Origin of the sequence: Kitasatospora sp. NPDC088548 (genome assembly GCF_044753005.1) — a bacterium.
In the GTDB taxonomy this organism is placed as follows: domain Bacteria; phylum Actinomycetota; class Actinomycetes; order Streptomycetales; family Streptomycetaceae; genus Kitasatospora.
On sequence record NZ_JBIVMI010000043.1, the window covers coordinates 40,675 to 47,295 of the forward strand.

9 protein-coding genes are annotated in these 6,621 nt (G+C 73.2%); 5 read left to right on the forward strand and 4 right to left on the reverse strand.

Translation table 11 applies throughout. The features are described 5' to 3' along the window. Nucleotides 1–21 precede the first annotated feature (21 nt). Both ACIP82_RS35560 and ACIP82_RS35565 read left to right on the forward strand, forming a co-directional pair. Nucleotides 22–408: a type I phosphomannose isomerase catalytic subunit gene (locus ACIP82_RS35560; RefSeq protein ID WP_400659583.1), complete on the forward strand. Its 387-nt coding sequence runs from the start codon at nucleotides 22–24 to the stop codon at nucleotides 406–408. A gap of 134 nt (nucleotides 409–542) precedes the next feature. Then, nucleotides 543–1,124, forward strand: coding sequence for a hypothetical protein (locus ACIP82_RS35565; RefSeq protein WP_400659586.1), 582 nt, complete (start codon nucleotides 543–545; stop codon nucleotides 1,122–1,124). A 61-nt stretch (nucleotides 1,125–1,185) separates the two neighbouring features. Here the strand turns inward: ACIP82_RS35565 and ACIP82_RS35570 are convergent, their stop codons facing one another. From ACIP82_RS35570 to ACIP82_RS35580, 3 genes are all read right to left on the reverse strand, one after another. Further along, nucleotides 1,186–1,728: a thioesterase family protein gene (locus ACIP82_RS35570; protein ID WP_363609357.1), complete on the reverse strand. Its 543-nt coding sequence runs from the start codon at nucleotides 1,726–1,728 to the stop codon at nucleotides 1,186–1,188. Further along, nucleotides 1,725–2,048 carry a hypothetical protein gene (locus ACIP82_RS35575; RefSeq protein WP_400659589.1) on the reverse strand — a complete coding sequence of 108 codons (324 nt, stop codon included), beginning with the start codon at nucleotides 2,046–2,048 and terminating at the stop codon, nucleotides 1,725–1,727. The genes ACIP82_RS35570 and ACIP82_RS35575 overlap by 4 nt, the downstream gene beginning before the upstream one ends. 461 nt (nucleotides 2,049–2,509) lie before the next feature. Next, nucleotides 2,510–3,502: a DUF6528 family protein gene (locus ACIP82_RS35580; protein ID WP_400659591.1), complete on the reverse strand. Its 993-nt coding sequence runs from the start codon at nucleotides 3,500–3,502 to the stop codon at nucleotides 2,510–2,512. 453 nt (nucleotides 3,503–3,955) lie between these two features. Here ACIP82_RS35580 and ACIP82_RS35585 point away from each other — a divergent pair, with 453 nt between their 5' ends. Next, complete coding sequence (locus ACIP82_RS35585) at nucleotides 3,956–4,105, forward strand: hypothetical protein (RefSeq protein WP_400659594.1); 150 nt, start codon at nucleotides 3,956–3,958, stop codon at nucleotides 4,103–4,105. Between the two features lie 2 nt (nucleotides 4,106–4,107). Further along, nucleotides 4,108–5,295: an enoyl-[acyl-carrier-protein] reductase FabV gene (locus ACIP82_RS35590; RefSeq protein WP_400659598.1), complete on the forward strand. Its 1,188-nt coding sequence runs from the start codon at nucleotides 4,108–4,110 to the stop codon at nucleotides 5,293–5,295. Nucleotides 5,296–5,489: 194 nt separating this feature from the next. Here ACIP82_RS35590 and ACIP82_RS35595 read toward each other — a convergent pair whose 3' ends face one another. Then, nucleotides 5,490–5,972, reverse strand: a complete 483-nt coding sequence (locus tag ACIP82_RS35595; RefSeq protein ID WP_363615392.1) for a cysteine/serine endopeptidase inhibitor — start codon at nucleotides 5,970–5,972, stop codon at nucleotides 5,490–5,492. A 298-nt stretch (nucleotides 5,973–6,270) separates the two neighbouring features. Between ACIP82_RS35595 and ACIP82_RS35600 the strand changes: the two genes are divergently transcribed. After that, a complete protein-coding gene (locus ACIP82_RS35600; protein WP_400659596.1) occupies nucleotides 6,271–6,525 on the forward strand; it encodes a hypothetical protein in 255 nt (84 codons plus the stop codon). Nucleotides 6,526–6,621 lie beyond the last annotated feature (96 nt).

Consider the following 6,621-nt stretch of genomic DNA (forward strand, 5'->3'; position numbering starts at 1 on the left):
CGCGCGCTGATGCGACGCGAAGTGTCAGACAAGCCCTACGCCTGGGGCTCCGTCACCGCGATCCCCGAACTCACCGGCACCGCGCCCACCGGCGCCCCGCAGGCCGAACCGTGGATGGGCGCCCACCCGTCGGCGCCGTCCTGCCTGGACGAGGGCGACGGCCCGCGCCCACTGGACCGGCTGATCGCCGAGGACCCGGAGGCCGAACTCGGGCCCGCGACGCTGGAGCGCTTCGGCCCGGAACTGCCGTTCCTCTTCAAGGTCCTGGCGGCCGAGCGGGCGCTCTCCCTCCAGGTCCACCCCACCCGTACGCAGGCCCGGACCGGGTTCGCCGCCGAGGAGGCCCGCGGCATTCCGCTGAACGCCCCGCACCGCACCTTCAAGGACACGGGCACAATCCCGAACTGATCTGCGACCTGGGCGACTTCGAGGCGCTCTGCGGATTCCGCCCGGCCGGGTCCACCGCCCGGCTGCTGGACGAGCCGGCCGTCCCGCTGCTCGCCGCCTGGGCCGCCGCGCTGCGCCACCGGCCCGCCGGGGAGGTGCTGCCCGCCCTGCTGCGGCACGTCCTGGACGACGTCCGCCCCGGCCCGGCCGACCTCGCCGCCGTCACCGGGGCGCTGCGGCGGGTGGCCGACGGCGGCGGCCCGCTCGCCGGGGCCTGCGCCGCGTACGCCCGGGCCGCCCAGGACTGCCCCAGCGACCCCGGCCTGGTCGCCGCGCTGCTGCTCAATCACGTCCGGCTCCGCGCCGGCCAGGCCCTCTTCCTCGACGCCGGCGTGCCGCACGCCTATCTGCACGGCGTGGGCGTCGAGTTGACGGCCAACCCGGACAATGTGCTGCACTGCGGCCTCACCGCCAAGCACGTCGACCTGGACGGGCTGGTGGCGGTGACGGCCTTCCGCACCGACGAGCCGAAGGTCCTCACGGCGGCTCCGGCCGGTGCGGGGATCGAGGAGCGATTCCCCTCACCGGCCGAGGAGTTCCGGCTCTCCCGGCTGCGGCGGGGCCGGTCGGCCTATCCGCGCCCCGGCGCCGGGCCCGTCCACCTGACCGGGCCGGGCGCGGAGCTGTTCCGCGTCACCACCGGCGGCCGGAGCGGCGACGGGCCCGCCGTCGGCTGACCACCGCCGGCGCCCCGGTCGCGCGACGCGGGACCGGCCGGCCCAGGTGGGGCCAACGACCCTAGAGCGCCGGGGCGTTGCAGCGTCTGCGCGCGCGGGGGACCTGGGTGGGCGGCCCGGTCCGCGCCGCGGGCACCGGGACCCGCTGCGGCGAAGCCGCGGGCCGCAGCTCGACCGGCCGCCCTTCCGGCATGAACGCCGAGAGGAACCGCCGCTCGGACGGGCTGAGCGCACGGGAGCGACCGGACTCACGGTCCCGGGCCACCACCACGGTGCGCGCCCTCATGTAGGTCAGCGGATCGCGGCAGACGTCCACCACGACCTGCGCGGAACTGCGGCCCAGCCGCTCCACCGTCAGCCGGACCAGCAGCGGCTCCGGCCGGTGGTACAGCTGTTCGAGGTAGTCGATCTCGTGCCGGGCGATCAGGAATCCGGACGGGAAAAGGTTCTCCCGGGCGGCGACGGGGTGGTGGCAGAACAGGTCGTAAATCCCCTCCTGGACATAGCCGACCAGGCGGGCATTGTTGATGTGGCCGTTCTCGTCGACGTCGCTCCACCGGGTGGGGCAGGCCAGGACATGCGCGGTGCGGGTCAGCGCGCTCACCGCTGCCTCAGCCCGACATCGCCCTGGCCGCCGACCGCGACGGGGAGCAGCGCCCGCCGCAACCGGGCGTAGTAGACGGCGTGTTCGGACGCCATCCGGGCCACCGTCCAGCCCTCCTCGGCCGCCTCGGCGGCCGCTTCGACGACCAGGCTGTCGAGCACTCCGTCAACGGCACGGCAGAGTTCGGCGACCGCTGCCAGGCGTTCGCGGACATCGGCCCCCCGGGCACCGCCCCGGGCGGGGAACGCCGCGAGCGATTCCACAGCGAGCTGCAGATCGTCGACGGTGTCCGGCCGGAACTCGGAAAGGCAATTGCGCACAGTCTTCTCCCAAAACAACTACAGCATTGTTGGATGTGTTCGAATCCGCCGGAGTGGTTCGAAGCCCCTCGGCGGAAAGGACGCTATCCCAGCGCGGGCGGCGCTCCGCACGTTTGGGGAACTCGACGGGAAACTGACCTCTATCGGAGTATGTGCGGGGGTATAAATATCCGCGCCGCCGCCCGAATGCCGACCGGCCCGGCCCGGCCTGTCCCGCCACCCCGCGCAACGCCTCTGACCTGCGACTTCACTCCTTCTCTGCGGGCCAGACTTCCGCCTCCTCACCGATCGTCAGGACCTCTCGGGCGGCAAACAGCCAGTGTCCGTCCCCGGCACACACGAAGCGGTCGTGATAACGGCCGACGATATAGACCCGGTGGCCGTCGTCCTCACCGGCCGGGGAGAGCCCGGTGGAACGGCTGTTCGCCGGCCGACGGCGCCCCGCACGCGACAGCCGCCGGTCACCGGCCGGTCCACCAGCGCGCCTTGTAGAGGTGCGTGCCGCGCAGCGTGCGGGTGCCGTCCGGGCGGTGCAGGGTGAGCACCGAGGTGCACCAGTCGCAGGGGCCCGCGTGGTCGGGGGCCGCGGTGAGGAGTCGGCCGGTGCCGGGTTCGTCGCCGACGCTCTTGAGGTCGCGCCCGGCCTCCTCGTCGCCGAGGCGGACCTGGTCGAACCGGTCCGTCGCCGGGTCGTACCGCCACAGGTGCGCGGCCGTGCTCACCCAGAAGCGGCCGCCGGGCGCGGAGGGTGCGGGCGTCGCGCGGACGGGCGCGAGGTCGTGTCCGCCGGGCTCGGGCAGCGGCGTGGTCCGGACGGCGGTGAGCACCGGTGCCGCCGCCGTGCCGCCCACCCGCAGAGCGGTCAGCACGTCGTCACCCACCGCCCAGAGCAGCCGGGTGGCCGCGTCCCAGTGGACGCCGTGGGCTCCCCCGAGCGGGTACGTCGCCCAGGTACCGCTGCGCGGGCCCTGCGAGGCGGGGTAGAGGCGGACCCACCCTCCGGTGCTGGCCGCGACGGCGACATTGCCGTCCGGCAGCAGCTCCACGCTGTGCGGATTGGCGGCTCCACCGGTATCGGTGGCCCAGTACGGCTCGCCGGTCGCGGTGTCGACGACGGCCGCCAGGCCGCCGGAGGCCGTGGTCAGCAGGAAGCGGCGCCCCTGACGGACCCGGCTCTTCGCCTCGGACGGATTCGACCAGCTGCGGGCGGGGGCCAGGTCCGCGAGCCGCGCGTCCCGGTCGGCGCTCCACGACCACACCACCGGGAGGCGGTCCGGCCCCTGGTAGGCCATCAGCTCCTCGGCGCTCTGCAGCACCAGGACCCGCCGGGACGCCTGGTCCACCACCACGACCGCCCACCCGGGCGGCGAGGCCGCCGCCGCCGGCGCCGGCCCGCCGAGCGCCAGCGTCAACAGGCCCACCAGCGCGACACGCAGCCCTCGCACCACCGTCACCACGACCACCCTCCGCCGTCCGGCTGCCCGGCTGTCCCGGGTACCCGGCCCAGCCTGCGGCGCGGCGTCCGGGCGTGCCAGCGGGCGCGCCCGGACGGGCCCGGCTACGCGGTGCCGGGTGCCTTCTGGACCGGATGGAGCGCGACCCGCGTCGCAGGTGGCGGTGGCGAGGCCGCCGTACTTCCGGTTGCCCGTCAGGATCCGGCTGCCCACCGGAATTTTCCGGGAATGCGCCGGAATACGACCGGGGAGATACCGGAGACGAATACGCGGCACTCGTTCCGCCCGCGGGCAACCGTCCGGAATTGCCGCGACGCCGCTGCCGGTCGCCCTCGCCACCGACCTGATGCGCCGCTTCACCGCCGCCGGATAGCCGAAGGAAGGACCTGACAGCAATGCCGCTTCCGACAAACGCGGAGCACATCCTCCGTCGCGCGCTGGCACAAGCCGCCGGTGCCCGGCCTGGATACGATCCCCGGAGACGGGCGCCTGGAGCAGGACCTCGGGATCGACAGCCCGGCCCTCGGCCGCCTGACCACCGACACGGACATCCGCTCACTCCTCGCGCGGCTCGACCCCCAACCGGAACGGACACCCCTGTGAGCATGCGAGAGGTCGCCCCCAAGGGGCGCGGATACCTGATCGTCAACTCCCACCCCGAGGGCTGCGCGGCGGTCGTCGACCGGATGTGGCAGGCGATCACGCCCCGCGAGGACGGCAGCGCACCCACCGTGCTGCTGCTGGGAGCCAGCGCCGGCTACGGGCTCGCCGTCCTGCTGGCCGGGCTGCGCCGGCACGGCATCCGCGGTGTCGGCGTCGCCTACGAGGCCCCGGAGACCGAGCGGCGTACCGCGTCGGCCGGCTGGTACCGCACCGCCGCCGCGGCCGCCCTCGCGGCGGAGAACGGCAACGACTTCACCTTCGTCAACGCCGACGCCTTCGGCGCCGACGCGAAGGCCTCGGTGCTGGACCTGGTCGCCGCGCAGTACGGCCCCGTCGACCACCTGGTCTACAGCCTGGCCGCACCGCGCCGCACCGACCCGCGGACCGGTACCGTCCACCACTCCGTCATCAAGCCGCTCGGCGAGGCCTACGAGGCCCCGTCGCTGGAGTTCACCGACGACATCGCGAAAGTCGGCTCGGTGAGGCTGCCGCCGGCCACCGAGGACGAGCGCGAGGCCACCACGAAGGTGATGGGCGGTGAGGACTGGGCGCTGTGGGTCGAGGCCCTGGCCGGGCGCGGCCTGCTCGCGGACGGCTTCACCACCGTGGCCCTGTCCTACGTCGGTTCCGAACTGACCGCTCCCGTGTACCGGCAGGGCACCATCGGCGCGGCCAAGGAGCATCTGGAGCAGACCGCGGCCACGCTCAACGACACGGTGCTCGCCGGCGGCACCGGCCGGGCGTTCACCGTGGTGGCCGGTGCCGCCGTCACACAGGCGTCGACCGCCATCCCCTCCATCGCCCTCTACACCTCGCTCCTGCGCGGCGTGCTGGGCGAGGACTTCCGCAGCACCGACCGGCAGGCCGTCGAACTGTGGGAGCAACTGACCGGCGCCGAACCGCTCGTCCTGGACGGGCAGGGGCGCATCCGGCTGGACGGCTGGGAGATGGACGAGGCCGTCCAGCAGCGGGTGCGGGCGCTGTGGGCCGACCCCGAGGCGGCACTGGAGGCCGACACCTCGGGGACCCGGTGGTTCCTGGAGCAGGTCCGGGCCCTGTACGGGTGGGACGTGCCCGGCGTCGACTACGGCCGGCCGGTGGAGACCACCGTGACGTGGCCCTCCGCCTGACGACAGCGTGGTGGTCGCCCCCTCCGAGGGGGCGACCACCACGCGTCTGCCGGATCCGCACGACGGGACACGGTTCGGCAACTCACCGACCGCCACCCCGCCGGCCTCGTACCGGCCTCCCTGATCCCCCGGCTCGGCGAATCCACCGGCGGGTCATGGGCGGATCATTGGGCGGATCATTTGCCGGACAGGCCTCAGCCGATGGTCGAGCCGGTGACGGGCTCGGAGAGGGGGACGGTCTCGCCGGCGAAGCCGGCCTTGACGAACTGCCAGGTGAGACCGTTGATGACGCCCTGGCCGAGCGGGGCGAGCTGGGCGAAGGCGGGCTGGCTGAGGTCGATGTGGGTGGAGTCGCAGGACGGACACTGGTCCTTGACCGGCACGGTGACGGTCTTGCCGTTGTAGGTCACCTTGACGGAAATGCCCTTGCAGACCGGGTCGTTGTTGGGGTTGGCGGTGGTCCACCAGGTGTGCGAGACCGCGACCAGCATCTGGGTGGCGGCGTTGATCTGGGTGCCGCAGGCACCGTAGCCGGCGTCGTTGTAGTAGGTCGCCTTGCCGGTCATCGGCTGGTTGATCGGTATCGCGGCGTTGGCCGTCCCCGCCGTCAGGGCGATCAACGCGGCGGCGGCGAGCGGGGCTCCGGCCAGGATCCTGAGGTTCTTGGCGACTCGCATGTGTTCCCTCCGGTTCGGTGCGGATGGCATGGCTGGCTGGCTGGGCAGGGGCGGTCCGCCGTTCTGCCGCTTGCGCGCAGGGTGAACAAGTAGTCTGTCGCGAACGGGAGTTCGGAGTCGTTCCGATCACCCCGAAATGGAACCTAGGCCAGGCCGGCATGCAAGGTCCATACCTTTGACGTGTTGTCATGAACACAAGTCAAGAAGCTTTACGAACGCGGCCGAAGGCTGGACCATGGGTGACCGCGCGGCACGGCGGACCGTTGACAGGGCACGTTCCGCTCCCCCTGGAGGCACTATGCGCACCGCGCTCCGCACCGCCCTGACCGTCACACTCCTCGGCGCCGCCGCCCTCACCCCCGCCCTCGGCACCGCCGAGGCTGCCGACGCGGCCCCGCGGGAGGTGAACCAGGGGTACAGCATCCCGGTCGGCGCGATCACCGACCTCGGCGCCCTGCCGGTGCTCGGGCACCTCGGGACGGACTTCGCCCGGCTGCTCGGGCCGACACCTCACGAGGCGGCTCGTGAGGCGGCTCGTGAGTTGTCGGCCTAGGCCCAATGCCGGTGACTTTGTGGTCGGTGTCTCGTTGGTTGTGGTGTGGCGAGGGTGGGGCAGGTCAAGTCGCCTGCGGATGAGCGGATATCGGAC